Genomic DNA, 21,241 nt, shown 5'->3' on the forward strand with positions numbered 1-21,241 from the left:
ATTAAACTGATTTCATACGTGGTTTTTCATCTTTCAACCCTTCTGGGGTCAAACTAGGCAACAGTTTTTCTGTACGATCAAACAGCGTCACCATAAAACTTCTAAAAAGCAACATGGCAGATGGATATCGCTCGACCAACATGGAAAACAAACTTACTGGGCGGAAGGGGATATCCCCGATTCCGTCTTTATCCAGGTCATAGCCTTCATATTTATCCCAATAATTGTTTTCAAAGTTGTTGAGGGTCAAGGTTCCATTAGTCGCCACGTCAAATGTGTTCTGCAAGAAATTATTGTTCTTGAAGTCATTGTCCATACAACTGGCTTGGATTTTTACGCTCCAACCATTTCCTTGAAAAAGGTTGTTCTCGATATGGATCCGATTGGACCCTTCCATAAAAATTCCAGTGGTATTTCGATCAAAAGTATTATTGATTATTTTACTGTCCGATATATCTTTTAAGAGCAGACCGTAAGCGGAATCTCCCCAGTTTTCTTCAAATTTATTGTTCTCCATATGCACATTCTTGGTGTACATTACAGCCACTCCGGCGCCATTTGCCCGAAAGATGTTCTCTATATAACTGTTGTCATGGGAGAACATGAAATGCAGGCCATATCTCAGGTTGCCTTCCGAGTGGTTTTTATTGACATGGGTATGGGTTACAAACTCGAGGTAAACGCCATCCCGATGGCCAATGATCTCATTGTTTTCAATGAGTAGACTATCCGATTTCCAACCATGGATACCGTTTCCGATCAATTGTTCGGCAGTACCATAAGCCTTGATCTGATTGCCTATAATTTCGAGATGTTTGGAATTTTGGGAATAGACACCAAAGAAATTATCATCCAAGACATTATCCAACACCTTGACATGGTGGGTATTGTAAATCTTTATTCCAGCCACATCATTGATAGAGGAATGTCCAGAGCCCTTTATCTTGAACCCCTGGATAGTAACATGGGCGGATTTGACGGAGATTGGTTCATGTTTTTTCTCACCATCCAATATCGGCATGCCCTCACCTATTAGGCTGATAGGTTTATTGATGATAATATTCCCTTCCTTATAGGTTCCTGGAAGCACCAGGACCGTATCTGCGTTTTTTGCCAGGGCAATTCCTTGTTTAATGGATTTCACCGCCTGATTTTTGCCTACTTTAATGGTAGTGGCATGAGACATGCCAACTACCATAAATAAACAAATCAACGCACTAAATATCTTCCAAACTGATTTTCCCATGATGCAGGTTTTATTTCCAAAGGTCATCCCAACTAAGGGTTGTGCCTCCTAATTCAGCTTTTGTCTTTTCTAAATCTTCCGTCTTCTCAAAAGCTGCAATATTTCCGCGCATAGGGCTTTTCAGCTCTTCGCTTTTCAAATACAACATCTGTTCAGCAGGCAACAACTTATTGCTTACATAATCAGGTAAATAATAGGCTGAAACCTCTTGTTCCTTGACATTACTTTCCTTCACAAAGGAAATCATACATTGCACATCGTCGAAATTGTAAACACGTCCTTTTTTAGTCTGCAACTGTGTGCCAAATCGAGCATCACTAATGGTCATCTTGCAATAAGCACATTGATCAGACCCGTATTTTATTGGCTTAGGTTCACTATTGCCTTGACATGCTTGCAATCCCACCATGATCAGTAGGATACTGCTCAAGCAGATAAGAAATATCTTAGTTCTGTTCATTTTTAAGTTTTTTAGAAGTTTTCGTTTTGCGCCATTCTTGAATGACACAAAAGGCCAAAATAATTCCGCAAAGGATAAAAATCCAACCACCTATATCGGGAACGGAATAAGCTCCGAAATTCAACAGCTTTTTATAGCCAATCAATGGAGGGGTATAGGACATACCGGGTACTTTGATTGGTGCATTCGGATCTAGGTTATGCCCATAGTTATACTCCCAAACATAGAAGTCTACCATGGCAACAATGCCAAATAGCAAGAATGCTCCGAATAAGTAATAGACCCACTTTCTCTTGTTGGCCAGACCGACAACGGTAAATGCCAAGGCAAAGAATCCAATGATATAAGGTAGGACTGTGAATTCCTTGAAATCCTCCTTATGTAGGGTTTTCATGCCGATATAGTGGTTCAACCCGTTGATGATATCCACTTGTCCAGACAATTTATGGCTGAATATCTGCAGTTCCAACCCTTCTGGGTATTGAGCTGCATCCAGCTCAATGCGCCAAATCGGAAGGAAGATGACTGCTACTAAAGCCAGCCCACACAGTACCAATAAGATCCGGTGCAATACTGACATGTTGTTTGTAGTTTTCATCTTTATGTAGTTTTAGTTAGTACTCTCTGGAGGTATGTTTGTGCCAACACTGTAGGTTAGAGGAACATTATTTCCTTTTTTAGATATACGGATATACCCTTGCATTTCTTGGTGCAACGCACTACAGAAGTCTGTACAATAGAATGGGAACACACCAACGCGGTCTGGTATCCATTTTAAGGTTTGGGTTTCTCCTGGCATTACCAAAAGCTCACCATTTTTAGCGCCTTTTACCGCAAATCCATGTGGCATATCCCAGTCTTGCTCAATATTGGTTACGTGGAAATAAACCTCGTCACCTAATTGAACCCCTTCGATATTGTCAGGTGCAAAGTGGGAACGGATAGATGTTAGGTAAACATGGATCTGGTTACCCTTACGTTCTACACGAGCTTCACTCTCTCCTTTAGTAGCATGTGGATGCGTATTCTCCTCGATTTTAAAGATCTTCACACTTTTGTCGACTACCTTATCTGCCTTGATCGCTTGCGCATAGTGCGGCTCACCGATGGTAGGGAAGTCTAAGATCAACTGCATCTTATCTCCAGAAATATCAAAGATCTGCGCACTTTGTGACAATTCAGGTCCTGTAGGAAGGAAACGGTCTTTTGTAATCTTGTTATAAGCAACCACATATTTTCCATAAGGATTTTTGGTATCACCACCAGGGATCATCAAGTGACCTGTTGAGTAATATGTAGGAACACGGTCAATAACTTTTAAAGTTTTCACATTCCATCTCACCAATTCTGATGATACGAAGAATGAAGTGATCGCATTTCCTTTTTCATCAAATTCAGTGTGCAATGGACCTAAACCTGGTTTTTCAACCTCGCCATGTAATGCTGCTTCATATTTAATGATTGGAATACCACCGAATTCACCTTCGAATTGTTTTCCAGCAATCGCTTTTTGGATTTTATCGAATGAGAATACAGGGATTAATGCAGCAAGTTTACCTGAACCTACGATATATTCACCTGTTGGGTCAACGTCTACTCCGTGTGGTGATTTAGGACAAGGGATGTAATAACATAATCCTTCTAATTCCTCTGCTTTCAAAACGATGGTTTCGGTTTTGAATTCAGTAGATGAAGTATGTGATTTTTCATCATACTTGTTGTGTGCATATTTCAGACCGGTAACTTTTTTACCTTTACCAGCTTTTAAATATTCCTCTGCTTTTTTCCAGTTTACCGCCAACACAAAGTCTTTGTCATTTTTAGACGCATTTACCTCTAACAAGGTATTAGCTTGTTCAGTATTGTAGGTGGAGAAGAAGAACCAACCATGCGACACACCTTTACCAGCACGACTTAAATCGTAGTTGACACCCGGTGTTTCAATTTGGAAGGATAATTCCATGTTTCCACTCTCTTTATCTACACTGACAAAGCTCAATGAACCACGGAAATTCTGCTTGAAGGTATTGATTGGCACATCGCCACCTTCACCATCTAGTGGAACAGAAAAACGTGTTCCTGCTACCACATACTCTGTATTTTCTGTGATATAAGGTGAAGAGTGGTTACCACCACTGTTCGGCAATTCAAGGATCTCTGCGGTACGAAAAGTAGTCAAGTCAATACGAGCAATACGTGGTGTATTGTTAGCATTGGCAAATACCCAACGACCATCATAGTTACCATCGGTTTTTGATAATTGAACGTGGTGCAAATCATCCCAAGGCACATTACCATGAGAAGTTTCAAGCATAGGTTTAGTTTCTTCACTGAATCCCCATCCTTTTTCAGGATCCACGGAGAATACTGGGATTACCCTTAACAGACGTCCTGAAGGAAGTCCGTATACAGACATCTGTCCACTGAAACCTCCTGATACGAAGTTGTAAAACTCATCGTATTTTCCTGGAGCGACATAGGTCTTTTCTGCGGCATTACCACTGACCGCTTCGCCCGCCCCTTTGGGCTTACAAGCCTGGAATGAAGTGAGCAGCGTGGCCACAGCAATCCCTGATAGAAAATATTTTTTAAATTCCATTATAGTATGATTTAGATATAATAACTTGCTTTCGAATTATTTCACACCATCATTTTGACGCATAAATTCCAAGATTTTGCGGGCGTCGTCATCAGTTAAATTTTGGTTAGGCATACGCACTAAACATAATTCCAATTGCGCTTGCAACTCAGGGTCTTTATCCAACATCGCATCTGGGTTGGTAATAAAGTTCATGATCCATTCCGGTTTTCTACGTTCTGAAACGCCTTTCCATCCTGGTCCTACCAATTTCTCATCGGTCATTTTGTGGCATGATGCACATTTTAGATCTACAATGGTCTTTCCTGCTTCTGCCATCGCTACATCCAGCTTGGCACCTAGGTCAACTGTTGTAAATTTTCCTTCTCCGCGGTTAGGATCATAGGAGCTCACATCAGTTCCAGCTTCGGTAGATCCAGCTGGAGTTTCCTCTGGGAAAGAACGTTCTGATTTTTGCTCACTATTGCTTGATGAACAGGCGTATATGAACATGGCCATCAAAACGAGTACGGTTAATTTTTTCATAGTTTCTTAGATTTTTGAATTCAATCAATGATTGTGTATTATGTTTATTACAAAGGTACCGGCAAGCTCGAGGCTAATTTTATGAGGCTAATCATAAATTATTGATTAACAGTATTGACTCATGGTAATTAGCACCACATCCCCTTGACACTTAGAGAATTAAGTCTAATTTTGATTCTAATCACTATTTTGAGTGACTACCATCAACTATGAAAAACGTCTTTCTAGATAGATTTGTCATAAATAGAAAGACATAAAAAAACAAGGATATGATCCCATCCGAGTTACTTATTGAAAAAGGCGCAACCGTTAAAAAAGTGGAAAGCGCTGAAGTGATATTCCATGAGAATAGTCCTTCGAATTTCTATTATCAAGTGATCAGTGGCCGTGTCAGGATATGCAACTTCCTTCCCGATGGAAAAGAAGTACTGCACAAGGTCGTTTGTGCTGGCGAGGGATTTGGGGAGGTTGCCATACTTGATAACGGTTTCCATGTAGCTTCTGCCATCGCAGATAAACCATGTACCATGCTAAAGCTATCTTCGAGCGCATTTATGGAAATCTTAAAAAATTACCATAGCTTCATGCTCTTGGTGACCCAGCGAATCGCAAGGGAACTTCGGTTCAAGCTCTTCATGACCAAAATGATCTGCAGCTATTCGCCTGAGGAACTCCTCTTCCATCTGCTCAACAAATTAAACGATGAAAACAAATTGATCTGTGGGGAATGCCATCGCTTAATGTTGACCCGACAGCAACTGGCGAATATGACCGGATTAAGAGTGGAGACGATAATCCGTGCGATGAAGAACCTAGAAAAGGAAGATAAATTGACCATTGTCAAAGGAAAAGTCTTCATCCCGAGTTATTGCACCGGAAAGGTTGAAGGCTAATTAGCTTAGAAAAAAGGAATGACAGCTACTCTCAAATATAATTCTGCTAAGGATTGGACTCTGTTAACCATGTTCAGTTTTCTGATCGTGGGTATTTACGGTCTATTGATGCGCCTTAAATTCCTTTTCCCTCTACCCTTTCTGGATCAAAAAAACCTGATGCATGCGCATTCACACTTTGCCTTTTCAGGTTGGGTCTCACAGGCCATCATGATTTTCTTGATCCTGATCGTTACTGGAAACAACATAGAAAAGAGCCTTCCCAAAACGTATAGAAATATCCTGTTCGCCAATTTTTTGGCTTCCTTAGGCATGCTGATTTCATTTACCATAACGGGTTATGCTTTTCTATCCATCAGCTTCTCTACCTGTGTGGTATTGGTATCCTATTGGTTTGCAGTGGTCATCTGGAAAGACTTGAATAAATCCGCTATACCAAAAGCCATATCAATCCTGATCAAAGCCGCTGTTATATATAATGTGCTCTCTTCGATAGGAACATTTGCCTTAGTTTACCTGAAAGTTACCCATCAACTAGATCCATTGAAACAATTGGCATCGGTCTATTTCTACCTGCATTTCCAGTACAATGGCTGGTTCTTCTTTGGTTGTTTTGGCTTATTGAACCATTGGATTTTCAAAAACTATGGACAGAGCATCATTTGCCCAAGGTTCTCTTGGGTATATATTTCAACCGTTGTCCCAGCTTATTTTCTCTCGGTATTATGGTGGAAAGGATTCCCAAACTGGCTCTATGGATTATTGTTACTCACCGTATTGGTACAGATCATTCTATGGGCTAAATTCCTTGTCAATTTCTTTGCTGCTAAAAAGAAATCAGAGGCATTACGGCTAAGTAAAATAGTTTTTATCCTGTGGACCTGTGTGGCATTGGCTGTCTGTATCAAATTGATCCTTCAAGCGATATCGATTATCCCAGCCCTTAGCCAATTAGTCTATGGTTTCAGGCCTATTGTCATTGCTTATCTGCACTTGGTTTTATTGGTCATCATTTCCTTATTTTTATTGGGTTATGCCTTCAATAGCCAGGCTTTAAAAATGAACAAAGGCATCGAAAAAGCTGTCTATGGCTTATTGCTTGGGATATTCCTGAATGAATTTGTTTTAATGATCCAAGGAATAGGTGGGCTTATGCGACATAGTTTTCCAATGACTCACGAAATCCTCGGGATTGCTGCTATAATTATTGTCATCAGCATCTGCCTGATTATCCATAAACAGATCTTCTGTTCCTCAAAAGTAGAATCACAGGAGAAAATTGAATAAAGAAAAGCAGCTCGATAAAGGATAATATTTTGGCTATTCCGATTAAGTCGCTTTTCTCAATAAGAGTTTGACCTCATTCGAGACACAATTTGAAATTTCCGAATATGCCTCGAATAAGAGCAAAGCCAAACCCGAAGCACCTTATCAAATTTAAATGAGTTTGAGGGTAAAATTGACAGCTACAAATGGTCATTTTACCTAATGGAAATGGATAAAATTAATTTAAATTTACCTTCGTAAAGGAGGTTAGATATGGAAAACAAGAATTATCCTGTGCTTTTGGTTGCTGATAAGCTTCACTTGGAAGAAGTCTCGAAATACAAGACCGAGAAAGAACAATTTGAACAATTAGCCAACCATTTAGATGAATTGGTTTCCACAAATTTCAATAAACTGATCAGTATCCTTTATCGAATCGATGTCTCCGAAGAAAAAGCAAGACGAGCACTAGCAGAAGAAGCAGGAATCAGATCCCCCGGAAATACCTTAGCCAGACTATTAATCGAACGTGAAGCTGAAAAAATCAAGTATAGGGAAATGTACAAGAAGAGTTAAAACTACACTCTATTCAACTTATACGGAAAAACCTTTCCCGAAGCCCATTGCGCCACATATAAATTATCATCATCATCCACACATACATCATGAGGATGCACAAATATCTTGTCTTGTTGCTGCATGGTCTTTAAGGCTCCGTTTTGATAGATCGGCTCTGTTCCGCCGATATTGCTGACCACCTTATTGTTTTTGTCCAGAATAGTCACAAAACCTGAACCTGCGACATCCATATTTGGAGAACGCAAAACTGCGGCATAGATATGGTTTCCTTTGATAACCGGTCTGCACACACATTCCCCCGGCAATTGAATAATCTCCTGCAATTTTCCAGCGGTATCAAATCGTTTGAAACAGTTTCTAGTTCGATCGGTTATCAAAAGGCCTTTTTTTCCTTTTCTTTTGTCAAAGGCAATCCCATGGGCATTATCCAGGAATTGGTCCCCTTCACCTCTACCACCAAAATGATTGATCAACTTTCCTTTGCTGTCATAGTGAAGGATATGCTGAGCACCATAACCATCGGCAATAAAGATATCGCCGTTATCATCAATTGCGATTTCTGTTGGCACAAACTCTTCCTTTTTATTGTAAAGCCCAATGCCTAATGGCGCATCGATAGTCAATAGTACTTTTCCAGTAAGGCTGGTTTTATAGACTTGATGTTTATCGGTATCGGTGATATAAAGGTAATCGGTTCCATTTTCATTATGTAAGGTCAGTCCATGTCCTCCGGGGAAGTCATTTCCCCAGGATTCCAAAACCTTCCCATCCTTGTTGAATACAATGATGTTATTCTTCACTTCATTGGTCAATAGGATGATCCTTCCATTCTTATCCTGAACCATTTCATGGCAATCATTGACGCCTAACTTCGGACCATGTTTAGTTGCCCAAGCAGTATCCAGACTGTATTTCATACGGTTATGTCCGTAGACTATATTTTTCGGTTTGGAAAACAAGTTTTTCATGATCAACAAGCTCCCTGTTAGGACTGAGGATTTTTGGATAAATGCTTTTCTGTTCATTATGTAGATTTAAAGGTTTTCAACAATGTTATTTCAATATGATTTCATCCACAAATAACCAAGGGGGATTACCATCTCCGGGAAAGCCTTGTGGGATTTTAGGATAGTGTTTTGTTTTCAACCGGATGAAGCTGATTTTCTGATTTGGGATAGCACAGGCAATCATTCGTTTATAGCGCACCTTATCCACCTTATCCAGATCAAGTTTGACCTTGTTCAGGAGTTTCAGGTTCAGGGAATCCGTTCCACCCCAAATTTCAACGTATTCTGGCGGGTAGATATGTTCATTATAGGATTGTTTAATGCTGAGAGCAAGGGTATCCAAGGCAATAGCTTGATCAAAGGACATTGTGGTCGATAGATCATTTCCTTGAAAACCCAGCCATTTACCATCCGCGTTATTATTTCCACCGCTTTCCAGATCAAAGAAGCTTTGCTCTTTTCTAGCTTTATATTGTTGATTGGGTTTAGTTTCCAAAACGATTGTGTTTGGACTAAAGGATGTTGCGTAGAAAGTTTGATTGATTTCATTGCTTGGTAACCAACCATCTTTTACGGCTTTAACCCGCAACATCGCGTCTTTCTTCAATAGGATTGGCTCTTTGTAAATTTTGGCTGTTGAAGAATCAGGATTAGTTCCGTCCAGCGTATATCGCAATTGCACTCCTACAATGGGGTGGCTTAAAGAAAGGCTGATTTCTTTTTGGAAAAAGCTTCGGTTAGGATTTATTCTTGGTGGCGTAAGGGCCAACTTTTGCGAATCATCGGCTTTAAATCCAGCATCTATTTTGATTGTTGGAAAATCTTTCCGGATAGCCTCCAGTTCTGCAGGTTTCAATGCAGTATTCCACACGAATATCTTTCTTATATTTGGCAGTTGGACCAGAGATTTTATTCCATCAACAGACACTCCAGTACCGATTAGACTAACACTTTTCAGATTTTCATGGTCCTTCAACAAAGCTAGATCCTCATTTGTGATCTTGCTATTATTGAGGTTTAGCGTCCGGAGGTTTTTAAATTTATTGAGCGTTTGGATGTCCACCTTTTTTATCGGCATGGAACTTAGGTTTAAGGAAACCACCTGGTCCGCTATAGGCGAAAGTTCAGAAAGGGATTTATCGGTAAAGAAATCCTTTCCATAAAAGTTTACATCCAATGCCGGAGAGCCGGCATCCAAAGGAGTGATGATCCTGTAGGGGCTGTTCAATTTCTTCACTTCAGCCTCATCGGCAGCGGCAAATTCATAGGTCTCTGCTCCTGCAAAGCCATAGACAGATTTGACCGCTTGAAAAAGGGTGTCTTGTACGGCAAAGGCAGAAAGCGGAACATCAAATTTACCACCGCTTTGGATCCAAGCTCGTAATAGGGAGACTTCATCGATACTCAATTGCGGTTTGCCCTTTGGTGGCATTTTATGTTCATGTTCAATATCCAAAAGGATGCGTTCGATCATTAAACTGGTTAAAGCATTCCCTGCTATAAAGACCTTACCATTCTCCCCTCCTTTTAAGATAGAGCTGCTATCGGATAGAACAAGTCCGCCTTTAGGTTTGCTAGAGTTATGGCAACCCACGCACTTGGCTTGAAGGATAGGCATAACCGCATCTTCAAATACGATGGCTGTTTCAGCATCCAATTCCTTCGATTTCTTTTCCATGATCGGTGACATAATAAAATCCTCACCATGAGTAAGGGAGGCTCCAAAATGCCCGACCATCAGCAAAAGGACAATGGAAACATTCATGCCAACGGCAAAGACTTTTTGATATCTGGCACTGGGATTGAAGCGGATAAAAGCCAGTAAGGCAAGGGTCAATAAGGATAGCCCCACGCCAGTATATTTATGGATTTCATAAGTCGTCCCTTCGAAACCACCCTCTTTTGAAAGCAGCAATCCCATAATGACAGTGATGGCAGTAAGCAAGGAACTTATAAACAACAAAGAATGGAGGATAGATTGAAGTGCCGGAACCTCTTTTTCCAAGCGACTGCGGAATAAGTACAAGATCCAGCAGATTACTAAGAGTACGATAGGAAAATGCAGCAGCAAGGGATGCATTCTACCCACGACCTGCAAATAGGCTGGAACTTGTATGCTGTTTTCAAACAGCAGAAAGAAAATGATAAAGCTGTTGAGGCCTATCAATATATTGAAATGCAAATTTTTGATCGTCATTTAGCTTCCCCGTTTATGCTAAGATATCCTTGACTACATTACCCGCTACATCGGTCAACCGATATCTTCTTCCCAAATGCTTAAAGGTTAGTTTTTCATGATCCAGACCAAGTGTATGTAAAATGGTAGCATGGAAATCATGCACATGCACTGGGTTTTTTACAATATTGTAGCCCAGTTCATCCGTTTCACCATAGACCATCCCGGGCTTGACACCCCCGCCTGCCATCCAAATGCTGAAGCATCGTGGGTGATGGTCACGACCATAATTATCCACGGTCAATCCACCTTGGCAATAGTTAGTTCGGCCAAATTCTCCGCCCCATATCACCAGGGTTTCATCTAAGAGCCCCCTTTGCTTAAGGTCGGAAACCAATGCTGCAGAAGCTTGATCCACATCCTTGGCTTGCATAGCCATTTCATTTGGAAGACCTCCATGTTGATCCCATCCTTGATGGTAGAGTTGCACGAAACGCACTCCATTCTCAGAAAGCTTTCGAGCCAATAGACAATTTGCTGCATAGGTTCCGGGGACCAAACACTCGGGTCCATACATTTTGATGATATGGTCAGGCTCTTTGGACAGATCGGTTACTTCCGGCACCGAAGTCTGCATCCTATAGGCCATTTCATATTGCTGGACCTTTGCCGTGATCTCTGGATCTTTAAAGGTTTCGAATTGCATGCTATTCAATTCGGCAAGCTTATCCAATAGTTTTCTACGGCTCATCTTATCCGTTCCCTCAGGGTTATTGAGATAAAGCACCGGGTCTGGACCTCCCATAAATTGCACTCCTTGATGCACAGAATCCAAGAAACCGTTTGTCCAAAGTTTAGAATAGACTCCTTGTCCGTTTCCTTTGCCTTTTGAAACCAATACACAGAAGCCTGGCAAGTTTTGGTTTTCACTGCCCAGCCCATAACTCAACCAAGCACCCATACTTGCACGGCTCCCTTGCTGAGAGCCTGTTTGGAAGAAAGTGATTGCCGGGTCATGATTAATGGCATCTGTATGCATGGATTTAATGATACAAAGGTCATCCACAATCTTCGCCATGTGGGGAAATAAACTACTTACCCAAGCTCGGCTTTGTCCGTATTGGGCAAAATCAAAATAAGAACCTACAAGTGGAAAGGTAGCTTGTCTGGCAGTCATACCGGTCAATCTTTGACCTCCGCGGATGGATTCAGGCAGATCTTGCCCAATCATTTCCCTTAACTTGGGTTTATGGTCAAAAGATTCCAATTGGGAAACCCCACCGGATTGGAAAAGGTAAATAACCCGTTTCGCTTTTGGGGCAAAATGGGGCAAGGCTTTTTCAAAAGCTTCTTGGCTTCCAGGTTTGCCTGAAAAGAGGTCTGGAATCAATAAGGATCCTAAGGCAATACTTCCAATTCCTATGCTTAAACTCGATAAAAATTGTCTGCGGTTTTGAAACAGCTGAGCTTCTTTTACTTCTTTATCTAAGTTATTATCTGTCTTTTTTCTCATGATTATCAATATTGTATTTCCCTTGACCCTATCCTTTGTTCAATGTTTCTTCCAGATTATAAATGGCATGTACGACCGACATCAATGCGGCCAACTTCTCTTTCGGTAGAGAATTATCCTGCGGTGCTTCTCCAACATTCAAGAAAGAGGCTGCATCTTTTTTATTTTGTGTAAACCGAGTAAGTTCATCTTGATAATAAGACCCTAACAATTCCAATTCTTTTTCTGAAGGTTCTCGACAGAGCACCCTTTTAAAAACTTTATTGATATAATCGCTCTGTTTAAGATTTGGCTGATCCGACATGAGATTCGTGGAGTAGATCCTTGAGGCTTCCAAAATGGCCGGATCGTTCATCATGACCAATGCTTGCAGCGGTGTATTGGTCCTTTGCCTTTGGACTTCGCAAGCATCTCGATTGCTGGCGTCAAAAATCAGCATATTAGGCGGAGGCAAGGTCAATTTAAAGAAGACATACATCCCTCTGCGATAAAGATCCTGTCCATGGTCTTGTACATATTGCGCCAAAGCACCACGACCAGAACTGCTGATCTCCCAAATTCCTTCAGGTTGGTAAGGTTTGATACTCGGACCGCCAATTTTCCGGTTCAACAAACCGCTGGTCGCCAAGACCTGATCTCGAATCATCTGTGCGGGCAATCGCAACCTTTTCGCCCGAGCCAGGTAGATATTATCAGGATCTTTTTCCAAGTGTTTTTGTTCAATGACAGAAGACTGTTTATAAGTGGCTGTACTGACCAGTTGTTTGATCAGTCGCTTAATGTTCCAGCCATTTTGCTGGAAGTCAACCGCCAACCAATCCAAGAGTTCTGGGTGGCTTGGGAGATCGCCTTGATTTCCGAAATCAGCAACAGAAGCCACCAATCCACGTCCGAAGATAAGTGCCCACATTTGGTTCACAAAGACCCTAGAGGTCAAAGGATTTTTATCACTGAAGGTCCATTGCGCCAAGCCTAATCTATTGGAGGCATACTTGGTGCTATCAAAAGGCAACACCGCTTCTGGAGTTTGCGGATAGACACGTACCGTAGGGGCATCATAAACTCCTCTATCCAGAATAAAGGTAGGACGGATACTATCTCTTTCCCCCATTACCGAAACAGTAACATCCCCATCATCGGCATTTTGATTGATGAAATTGAGGATTCCTTTGATGTCCTCTTGGGTCACAGTCAGTCTCGGAGTTTTTGAAGGTCCTGAATTCACTAATCCTTCCAAGCCTTTTTCTAAGGAATTATTGAAGAAGGCGTACATTCCATAATAGTTCTTTTGGGTAAAAGGATCATATTTATGGTCATGACACTGCGCACATTCCATGGTAATTCCTAAAATACCCTTTGCATAAGTATTGGTTTTGTCCAATCCATAGGCAACCCGGTATTCCTCCTCCACCACGCCACCTTCTTCGGTGATTTTATGGTTTCTATTGAATGCAGTAGCTAAAATTTGTTCTTTATTTGGATTTGGGAGTAAATCACCTGCCAATTGCCAAGTGACGAATTGGTCATAAGGCATGTTTTCATTAAAGGCATGGATTACCCAATCTCGCCAAGGCCACTGGGTCCTGATATCATCATCTTGATAGCCATAAGAATCTGCATAGCGAGCAACATCCATCCAATGTAAAGCCATTTGTTCGCCAAAGGCAGGACTAGCCATAAGTTCATCGACCAGTTTTTCATAAGCTTGTGGTGAATCGTCCTTTAAGAAGCGTTCCATCACTTTTTCGTCAGGAGGCAAGCCAGTTAAATCCAGGCTCACCCTGCGCAGGAGTCTATTCTTATCTGCCTCAGGATTAGGCTTGAACCCTGATTTGGTCATTTTATCCAACACAAAATTATCGATCTCGTTGTTTCCCCATTTAATTTTATCCTGCTGTGGCACTTCTGGTTTCTTAGGCGCAGTAAATGCCCAATGCGGCTTATAGACAGCTCCTTGTTCAATCCAACGCTCGATCAAATCGATTTCAAAATTGCTCAATGGTAAATTAGCTGCTGTTGGTGGCATTTTAATGGATTCATCATCCGAGGTAATTCGAAGGAAAGCTTCACTGATATGAGGCTTTCCGGGAACCACAGCATGTTTTCCGGGACTTTCGGCAAGGGCTTTATAGGCACCTTCTTCGGTGTCTAATCTTAAACCTGCTTCACGGGTGTTATTATCTGGACCATGGCAGGCAAAACACTTATCAGAAAGGATGGGTTTGATATCATAATTATAGTCTACATATTTTGGCAGGACAAAACTACCCCCATCTGCCCCGTCTGATTCAGCACTAGGACGGCACATGGGCAATAGAAGGATCAACAGGCCGAAGACTGAAAATACCGCAGCAATAGTGAGTGATTTTTTTGAAACTAGATTTTTTCTACACATCATAATTTATGTTTAGTCAAATTATTACCTAAAAACCATCGATCTATCCCTTATCCCGGTTAGCATGGGAAAAAGAATTTTTTACAGTCGATATCCAACACAATCATAGATTGCATTTTGATGATAGTTTTTATTTGGAACCAAAGCTCCTTTTGAGGGTGTAGTATAAGGTTTAAGTTTCTTCAGAGCCAAATGTTTCCATTCGTTTACTCAGAATCAACTGGTTATTGGAATTAAGTTAGTACAATTTTTTAACAAAAGGAAAGATTAATTGAATTGAAGAGAAAATACGCGTAATTATTACGTTACATGCCAATAAGTTAGGCCAAGCTTATTGAAGCTTTGACGGGGAAGAAAGAATATAAGTGACCATGGCCTCGGCATCCTCTGCCGATAGTTTAGGATGCGCTTTCATTGCAACATGTCCCCAAGCTCCCGAGCCTCCATGAATGATTCTCTGCGCTAAGATCTTTATAAATACTTGTTGTCTTGGATAGCGGAGATCAATATCCTGAAAAGACGGCCCTAACACTTTTTTATTCTCTTTATGGCAGGTATAACAATCTGAATAGGAAAGCAGGACTTCCCCCTTTTGCCATGCTGCAGAATCTAGCTTTTCATCCTCGCCAGCAATAGCCCGAATGTACTCATCTCGTGCTTTCTGTGATTTTGCTTGGGATACTTCCGTTTTCTTCTCAACCCTTTCTTGGCAAGACCAGCAAAGGATCGAAAGAGCCGTAACATAGAGGATATTTCTTATTGAATTTTTCATTTTTTATCAGGTAAGGCAAAGGCAACATAAGCATCTCCTTTTTTTCCACCCCATTTTGAGCCACCACAGGCTATAACAACGAATTGCTTTCCATTGACTTCGTATGTTGCAGGAGTAGCGACTCCAGGCGCTGGCAGGTCTGTTTCGAATAGAATTTTGCCATTAGATTTATTGATTGCCCGGAACTTCCCATCGGAGTTAGCGGCGATGAACAACAATCCACCAGAGGTAATGACAGATCCGCCGTAATTTTCCCTTCCGGTGGTTGGAATTCCTTTTTTCTTCAATTCTTCAAACTCTCCGAATGGAATTTTCCAGACATACTCGCCTGTATTCAGGTCGATGGCATTGAGGGTTCCCCAAGGTGGATTGACGGCGGGATAGCCTTCTTTGGTCAGAAACTTATTATAGCCCGTGAAGGAATAATCTGGACTATCATTTTCTTCTCCAGATGAAATTTCTAGCGTTTCAGGTTTGCCTGCATATATTCCAACTTGCTTTTTATCCATTTCAAGAACTAGGGAGGCGATTGCATTTTTTTCTGCTAAGCTCAAATGATTAAAAGGCGGCATCATCCGTCTTCCAGTAGATAAAAGCTCATTGAATTTTATGAGGCTATATTTCTTATCCACACCAATCAGCGTAGGATAATCTCCAGCACCTAATCTTTCAGGTCCATGGCACGACATGCAATGTTTTTTATAGAGAATAGCTCCCGCTTCAAGGTTTGTTTTCTTGGTATTTGTGGTCTTTTCCAATTTGACCAGGTTGAGCACCCAGGTCATTTCATTTGAATTGACATAGAGAATCCCCGTTTGAGGATCGAATGAAGGTCCACCCCATTCTCCACCTCCGTCATAACCTGGAAAGATCACTGTTCCATTGATGGATGGCGGCGTATAGATGCCATGGGAATTATAGGATGCATATCTTTTCTTTATATCCTCATAGGATGAGGGCGATACCAAGGAGTTGAGGTCTTTTTCTGTCATTCCTTGCCTCGCAAATGGAGCTGGTTTTACAGGGAATGGCTGTGTTGGGGAAAGGACCTCGCCTTCAACAGCTCCGAAGGTAGGTACAACACGCTCTTCGATGGGATAGATCGGAGTTCCAGTTTCACGGTCGAGGATAAAAATCAAACCAGTCTTGGTGGTTTGTACAAGGGCATCGATTTTCTTCCCCTCCTTATTTAAAGTGACCAAAATAGGCGCACTGGATGGATCCATATCCCATACATCGTGATGTACAGTCTGGAAATGCCATTTCCTTTTTCCGGTTTCGGCATCTAAAGCCAAAATACAATTTCCAAATAGGCCATCCCCTAAACGCTTTCCGCCATAGAAATCATTGGTCGGATTTCCTATCCCAGCGAAAACTAATCCTCGCTTTTCATCCAAGCTAAAGCCGGACCAAGCATTTGCAGACCCTTTCGTCTTATAGGCGGTGCTATCTTTCCAGGTATCAAAACCAAATTCTCCTGGATGGGGAATGGTATGGAATATCCATAGCTGTTCGCCAGTCCTTACATCAAAAGCGCGGATATGTCCAGGGGTTTCCTCATCAACCTGACCACTTACTATAAAGAGGTCTTTATAGACTATTACTGGTGATGTTGGAGTCATATTGGATTTCTTTTCGTCGCGACCTAAGCCTTTCCTTAGGTCAATTCCGCCTTGATCGCCAAAGGTTTTAATTAATGCTCCAGAGACGGCATCAATGGAATAAACATAAGGTCCCACGGTATAGATAATCCTTTTGTCTTCTGAACTAGACCAGTAAGTTACCCCTCGGTTCATATTCTCGCTATTACGGACCCATTTCCCGGTTTTCAAGGAATCTCGGGGATCAAAAACCCAGATTTCCTTGCCAGTTCCAGCCTCTAAGGCAAATAGCTTCATTTTTGGAGAAACGCCATATAGGATATTGTCGACGATAATGGGATTAGTTTCCATAGGACTGAATTTTAGACTATCAGCACCTTCAGAATGATAAATCCATGCGACTTCTAAATCTTTCACATTTTGGGTATCGATTTGCTGGAGATCAGCATATTTAATGTTTTCCTTTGACCCTCCTGCAACCGTCCAACTTTTGTATTGTTTTCCTAAATCCTTGTATTCCCCGCTACAGCATACGAAGAGGAGGAGCAGTAGGATTCCAAATAAATAGGAAAACATATTTATAAAATGATTATTATTAGGTCTGCAATTCATGGGTACGGAGTAAGATTTAGGTTACCCTAAATTAATAAATAATTTAAAGGAAAATAGAAAAGAAAGCTGCTGACCTTAATTTAACCAATTATAACAGGATTTTAATACCTGAGCAGTAGAAAAGGCATATTTTGAGCGAATAAGAAAGTTTTAAACCTAAGCAAGAAAATACCACAACAATTGAATTTTAATATTTTTAATTAAATTTTGTATTTTGGCTAGACATCAATTTGGTGGATAAGATGAAAATGCCAAATTTAGATTAGTGGAAAAAAAGTATATGGAATTTTATAAGGATGAACCAAGCACACTCCTGGCAGTAGATTGTATCATTTTTGGGTTTGATGGTGAATCTTTACAAATCCTACTGATCAAGAGAGGCTTTGAACCTGAAATCAATAATTGGAGTTTAATGGGCGGATTTGTACAGCCTGATGAGAGCCCGGATGAGGCTGCATCAAGGATTTTGTACAAGCTAACGGGATTGAACGATGTGTACATGGAACAATCAGCTGTTTTTGGCAAGCCCAATCGAGAAAAACATGGCCGAGTGGTGAGCATCACTTATTTCGCATTGATAGACAGCAAGGAATACCAACATATCCTTTCAGAAGAATTCAAAGCGAAATGGTTCCCAATTGATGACTACCCTCCATTAATATTTGATCATGTAGAAATGATCAATACTGCAAAACGTTTATTACGCAGTAAGGCTGCCCTCTACCCTATCTTGTTTGAATTATTGCCAGAGAAGTTCACTTTGCCACAAATATCGAGTCTTTATGAGGCTGTTTATGATATTGTAATCGATAAAAGGAATTTCAACAGGAAATTACTCTCTTCTAATCTGTTGATAAAATTAAACGAAAAGGATAAGGAGAATTCTAAAAAAGGGGCCTTTTATTATGTGTTGAATAAGGATATCTATAAGGATCAGATCATGTCGTTCCTACGGTACCTGCCAAGCTGGTCCGCACAGGATATGGGGATTTAATACAAGTGAAGAATTAATAGCTTTACTTGAATGATTGCCCCAAAATTTAGAAACATTTAGGGGCAGTCCGATTTTGAAAGATCTGCTTATTTAAAATTAATTTCAAGCTCTGCTGCATCCAACCAGTCAGAGGAAAACTTAACAAATGCCGAGTTTGTTGATTCCGGTTTAGCCTGTAGATAAACAATCATTTTCCCATGGAATACGCGCTGTCTATTGTCTGTATAGTCGGCCATATCCGTATTATTCCCCGCTTCCATCCCCAATAATCGAACATCACCAAGAATATGGCAGGTAATTTCATTTTCGGCAAGAAAAGCATCATTTCCTTCCTGATCTTGAATTTGTAGGACGACCTGTGCTATTCCATCATTTTTATTGATTTCAATAAGATCAGGACCTATGATTTTTATTCTTTTTGCTGGTCCACTTGTTTTGATCTCAGCATGTGAAACCCTATTTTCATCCTTATCTAATCCAACAATCTCCAATTTACCTTCCTTAAAAGGAACATCCCAGAAATAGATGCCTGTTTTAGTATCGTAAGTTTTTATCGACCCTATTTGTTCGCCATTTAATAGTAGTAAGGCTTTCGGGGCGTTGCTGTAGCCGACAACTCGTATGAGTTGGCCTTCCTTATAATTCCAATTCGGAAGAGCATCCATCCAGGGCGCTCCTGCTGGATTTGGCAGATATTTATTCTCTTGGGCAGACCATTTGTCCAATCCATCTTCATTTTGGCGAATAGGATACGTCCCAAGATAAGCCATTGGTTTTTCAGCCCATAAAGATTGGCGAAAGTATCCCCTAGGTTTAATAAAACCCGCAAAGTCCATTAGTCCTGAATAAAACCCTCTGGATGGCCATTTCCTTGACTCCCCTAGGTAATCTATCCCAGTCCATAAAAACTGTCCGAAAATAAAGTCATTGTCTTGTACGGCTTTCCAAGCTTCTAGGTCATGTCGGTTTTCACTGCCATAGATTACGCGGTTAGGGTAGGTAACATGGTCTTCTTTATACTTACCCTCAGTATAGTTATATCCTGCAATATCAAGTGCGTCTGGATATTCCGTTTCATTGGACATGGCGACACCAGCTAATCCAGCGGTTACTGGTCTGCTTTTATCATATAATCGGACTGCAGCCGCCAATTTCTTGGCTATAGCACCTAAGCGGTTTGCATCTGGGGCATCCTTTTTATAACCGCCATATATGGCTTGGGTGAATCCACCCTCCTTTTTGCCATCCAAGATAGGATGAGAATAAGGGTCATTAGGATAATCGACTTCATTATCGATGCTCCATGCAAAAATCGAAATATGATTTCTATCCCTCTTTACCATATCTATTAAATCTTTCTCGCCCCATTCCCCAAAGAAATCCGTTGAACTCTGAAATCCAGGAACGCCCTCGTTCCAACCTTCCAACCATTTTCTTTTTGGGAACTCCCATTCATCATAAGCTTCATTGAGGACCAATATTCCCAATTCATCGCAAAGAGCATATAATGAACTGGCTTGAGGGTTGTGGCTAGTGCGGATAGCATTAACACCAACCTCCTTAAGTGTCATCAGTCTCCTTCTCCACACTTCTGGATAAAACTCAGAACCTAGGACTCCAGCATCATGGTGAATACACACCCCTTTCACTTTCAACCATCGATCATTTAAAGCAAAACCCTTATTGGGATCAAAAGTTAACTTTCGGAAACCGGTCTTAATTTCAGACTGATCAAGAACTTTATTCCCCGCCAATACTTTCGTTTTCAGGATATATTGATTTGGAGTCTCCAAAGTCCAGAGCTCAGGCTTCTTGACTGCTAATTGAACCGAAACTTCTTTCTTTTCGGAGGCTCCTAATTTAGTTTTGGAGACTTTTTTTGATACCGAATTTCCTTGAGGATCAAACAATTCCGTTTCTATGGAAAGGTTCTCCAACTTGTCCGTTTCGTTTACTAATCGAACTTGAACATTCAGTTCAGACTTTCCATTCTGCAGTTCTGGGTAAGCATAAACGCCCCATTGGTCTAACCGCACTTTATTGGCATAAACCAACCAGACATCCCGATAAATACCTGAACCGGTATACCATCTAGAATCTGCATCTTTACTATGGTCAACCTTTACTGAGATTACATTCCGTTCACCATATTTAATAAATGGACTGATATCGTAGGAAAAAGAAATATAACCATTTGGTCTTTTGCCAACTGATTTACCATTGACAAATACCTCGCTCCGGTTATAAATCCCTTCAAAATACAAAAACACCTGTTCAGCAGCTTTTTCAGCCGGAATTTCAATTTCTTTTTGGTACCAGCCAATACCACCAGGAAGATAACCTGTCGCACTAGCCAATGTAGGGCTAAGGGCTTGCTTTATTGTCCAATCATGCGGGATCCGAACTTCCTTCCAAGATTTATCACGAATACTGTTTTCATCGATCTTTTTATCCCTTTGGAGTGAAAAGAACCAATCGCTGTTAATTTTTTCAGCTTTCCCAAAGCCAGGTTGTGCAATCAAATCAGTTGACTGGAAAAGAGCAATCGAATACAGTAGAAAAATAATTAATAAAGGCTTTCCTTGATTCATGATTTCTAGCTA

General features: G+C 40.9%; 16 protein-coding genes. 4 read left to right on the plus strand and 12 right to left on the minus strand.

Features of this window, described 5'->3' with window-relative positions; all coding sequences use genetic code 11:
- Position 1: 1 nt before the first annotated feature.
- Genes ACK2WI_RS16870 through ACK2WI_RS16890 form a run of 5 tightly spaced genes read right to left on the minus strand, consistent with a single transcriptional unit; the run spans position 2 to position 4,830 of the window.
- Positions 2 to 1,246, minus strand: a complete 1,245-nt coding sequence (locus ACK2WI_RS16870) for a nitrous oxide reductase family maturation protein NosD (protein WP_313367774.1) — start codon at positions 1,244 to 1,246, stop codon at positions 2 to 4.
- 10 nt (positions 1,247 to 1,256) lie between these two features.
- Positions 1,257 to 1,706 (minus strand): nitrous oxide reductase accessory protein NosL, encoded by a 450-nt coding sequence (locus tag ACK2WI_RS16875; protein ID WP_409151667.1) that lies wholly within the window; start codon positions 1,704 to 1,706, stop codon positions 1,257 to 1,259.
- Positions 1,693 to 2,304 (minus strand): hypothetical protein, encoded by a 612-nt coding sequence (locus ACK2WI_RS16880; protein ID WP_409151668.1) that lies wholly within the window; start codon positions 2,302 to 2,304, stop codon positions 1,693 to 1,695. Before ACK2WI_RS16880 ends, ACK2WI_RS16875 begins: the two co-directional genes overlap by 14 nt.
- 12 nt (positions 2,305 to 2,316) lie before the next feature.
- Positions 2,317 to 4,305, minus strand: coding sequence for a Sec-dependent nitrous-oxide reductase (gene nosZ / locus ACK2WI_RS16885; RefSeq protein WP_409151669.1), 1,989 nt, complete (start codon positions 4,303 to 4,305; stop codon positions 2,317 to 2,319).
- Positions 4,306 to 4,341: 36 nt separating this feature from the next.
- Positions 4,342 to 4,830, minus strand: a complete 489-nt coding sequence (locus tag ACK2WI_RS16890; RefSeq protein WP_409151670.1) for a c-type cytochrome — start codon at positions 4,828 to 4,830, stop codon at positions 4,342 to 4,344.
- A 269-nt stretch (positions 4,831 to 5,099) separates the two neighbouring features.
- On the opposite strand from ACK2WI_RS16890, the gene ACK2WI_RS16895 reads away from it, so the two are divergent.
- The 3 genes from ACK2WI_RS16895 to ACK2WI_RS16905 all read left to right on the plus strand — a co-directional run bounded on the left by ACK2WI_RS16895 (position 5,100) and on the right by ACK2WI_RS16905 (position 7,565).
- On the plus strand, positions 5,100 to 5,723 hold the full coding sequence (locus ACK2WI_RS16895) for a Crp/Fnr family transcriptional regulator (RefSeq protein ID WP_409151671.1): 624 nt from the start codon (positions 5,100 to 5,102) through the stop codon (positions 5,721 to 5,723).
- Between the two features lie 18 nt (positions 5,724 to 5,741).
- Positions 5,742 to 7,010, plus strand: a complete 1,269-nt coding sequence (locus ACK2WI_RS16900; RefSeq protein WP_409151672.1) for a hypothetical protein — start codon at positions 5,742 to 5,744, stop codon at positions 7,008 to 7,010.
- Between the two features lie 252 nt (positions 7,011 to 7,262).
- On the plus strand, positions 7,263 to 7,565 hold the full coding sequence (locus ACK2WI_RS16905) for a hypothetical protein (protein WP_409151673.1): 303 nt from the start codon (positions 7,263 to 7,265) through the stop codon (positions 7,563 to 7,565).
- Positions 7,566 to 7,567: 2 nt separating this feature from the next.
- Here the strand turns inward: ACK2WI_RS16905 and ACK2WI_RS16910 are convergent, their stop codons facing one another.
- The 6 genes from ACK2WI_RS16910 to ACK2WI_RS16935 all read right to left on the minus strand — a co-directional run bounded on the left by ACK2WI_RS16910 (position 7,568) and on the right by ACK2WI_RS16935 (position 17,608).
- Positions 7,568 to 8,593: a hypothetical protein gene (locus tag ACK2WI_RS16910; protein WP_409151674.1), complete on the minus strand. Its 1,026-nt coding sequence runs from the start codon at positions 8,591 to 8,593 to the stop codon at positions 7,568 to 7,570.
- Between the two features lie 28 nt (positions 8,594 to 8,621).
- On the minus strand, positions 8,622 to 10,772 hold the full coding sequence (locus tag ACK2WI_RS16915) for a c-type cytochrome domain-containing protein (RefSeq protein WP_409151675.1): 2,151 nt from the start codon (positions 10,770 to 10,772) through the stop codon (positions 8,622 to 8,624).
- 13 nt (positions 10,773 to 10,785) lie between these two features.
- Positions 10,786 to 12,264, minus strand: a complete 1,479-nt coding sequence (locus ACK2WI_RS16920; protein WP_409151676.1) for a DUF1501 domain-containing protein — start codon at positions 12,262 to 12,264, stop codon at positions 10,786 to 10,788.
- Positions 12,265 to 12,292: 28 nt separating this feature from the next.
- Positions 12,293 to 14,662, minus strand: a complete 2,370-nt coding sequence (locus ACK2WI_RS16925; RefSeq protein ID WP_409151677.1) for a PSD1 and planctomycete cytochrome C domain-containing protein — start codon at positions 14,660 to 14,662, stop codon at positions 12,293 to 12,295.
- A gap of 328 nt (positions 14,663 to 14,990) precedes the next feature.
- A complete protein-coding gene (locus tag ACK2WI_RS16930) occupies positions 14,991 to 15,431 on the minus strand; it encodes a c-type cytochrome (protein ID WP_409151678.1) in 441 nt (146 codons plus the stop codon).
- The gene (locus ACK2WI_RS16935; protein WP_409151679.1) at positions 15,428 to 17,608 is read right to left on the minus strand and encodes a PQQ-binding-like beta-propeller repeat protein; all 2,181 of its coding nucleotides are present in this window, start codon (positions 17,606 to 17,608) and stop codon (positions 15,428 to 15,430) included. Before ACK2WI_RS16935 ends, ACK2WI_RS16930 begins: the two co-directional genes overlap by 4 nt.
- A gap of 316 nt (positions 17,609 to 17,924) precedes the next feature.
- Between ACK2WI_RS16935 and ACK2WI_RS16940 the strand changes: the two genes are divergently transcribed.
- A complete protein-coding gene (locus ACK2WI_RS16940) occupies positions 17,925 to 18,638 on the plus strand; it encodes an NrtR DNA-binding winged helix domain-containing protein (protein ID WP_093099196.1) in 714 nt (237 codons plus the stop codon).
- A gap of 86 nt (positions 18,639 to 18,724) precedes the next feature.
- On the opposite strand, the gene ACK2WI_RS16945 is transcribed toward ACK2WI_RS16940, so the two are convergent.
- A complete protein-coding gene (locus ACK2WI_RS16945; RefSeq protein ID WP_409151680.1) occupies positions 18,725 to 21,229 on the minus strand; it encodes a sugar-binding domain-containing protein in 2,505 nt (834 codons plus the stop codon).
- Between the last annotated feature and the right edge of the window lie 12 nt (positions 21,230 to 21,241).

The organism is Sphingobacterium sp. BS-2, from assembly GCF_046161205.1.
Taxonomy (GTDB): domain Bacteria; phylum Bacteroidota; class Bacteroidia; order Sphingobacteriales; family Sphingobacteriaceae; genus Sphingobacterium; species Sphingobacterium mizutaii.